The 1,168-nt window shown below is 39.6% G+C and carries 1 protein-coding gene and 1 pseudogene; both read left to right on the forward strand.

Features of this window, described 5'->3' with window-relative positions; genetic code table 11:
- Nucleotides 1-380, forward strand: a pseudogene (locus tag ACMHXE_RS04330) (hypothetical protein); the annotation flags it as partial.
- A gap of 142 nt (nt 381-522) precedes the next feature.
- Entirely contained in the window at nt 523-999 is a 477-nt protein-coding gene (locus ACMHXE_RS04335) for a hypothetical protein (RefSeq protein WP_101057803.1), read from the forward strand.
- Nucleotides 1,000-1,168 lie beyond the last annotated feature (169 nt).

The raw sequence follows: 1,168 nt of genomic DNA on the forward strand, positions 1-1,168 counted from the left end.
AATACCTGAGTCCAGATCCGATAGGGCTGGCAGGGGGCACGCGGCCACAGGCCTATGTGCACAACCCGCTCGAATGGGTGGATCCGCTAGGGTTGAGTGGCTGTCCTAATGCTGAAGAAGCTGATGACGCAATTTTGGGACCACATGGTAAGCTGAAAAATGATTCGCGCCCGGGACAATCGCATCACTTAAACCAAGATGCAGTGTTTCGTGATGTGATTCCTACCAATAGTGGTGCTGCAATCAAATTGGAAGGTAATGCATTTGTACACCTCACTATTAAGCACATAAATCTCTTGAGCAATTTTGGGATAAATATAGACGTGGAGGGGAACTCAGTGAGCAACGTCCTACAAACCTTCAATATACTCAAGCATTAAAGCATTCATTAGAGTCAGCAGGCTTGCCTGCTAATCAAGTAAATCAGGCTGTAAAATACAGTATTCAGAATAGGATTCAGTATGGCTTACTTGGTGGGCAGTTAGTTCCTCGGATTCCTGGACGAATTAATTAGGTGAAATTATGAAAATATCTAAATTAACAAAAGATAAGCTATTGGAAATTAAATGGTTTTCAAGTATTGGTGAAAAGGTTGATTTTACCGACATGATATTAGCAAATTCTTTAAATGAAACCGGGGAGTTTCTAGCTGCTCCTGAGTGGGAAAATGTCACTTTGGAAGAATCTAATGAAATGTCAGCTTACTTAGCAGACAAATTTACCGATGCATATCAGCATTGGAATGATGTGGCTAAAGAAGCTAAGTTATTTTTTGAAAATGATTTAAAAGGTAAAATCCCTCACCTAAATGATATTGATAATACACTTTTAGTTCAGTGCGTTGAATGGGATGTTACCCACTATTTAATAGAAGACTTTTATAAAGAGAAATTAAAAAAACCATTGTTTTTCTATAAGTTATTATCCATCTACGAGTGTGGTCATATTCCTTGCGGTTGGTTGGGGGAGTGGCCCAATGGAAAGCTAGTGGTGTATTGAAATCTTTTTTGCCGAAAGGACTCAATGAGTCCTTTCTGATGTTTAAAAATTAGATTTTATTAAAGTTTTTCAATAAAAATACAGGACAGCCATATCTTTTAGCAAGCCGGGCGGGTAGTGCGTCAGGGAGACAATGTTTTCCGCTACGATGCCAATGGCCGTATGGTCG

The organism is Shewanella sp. BJSY2023SW007, from assembly GCF_047314525.1.
Lineage (GTDB): Bacteria > Pseudomonadota > Gammaproteobacteria > Enterobacterales > Shewanellaceae > Shewanella > Shewanella chilikensis.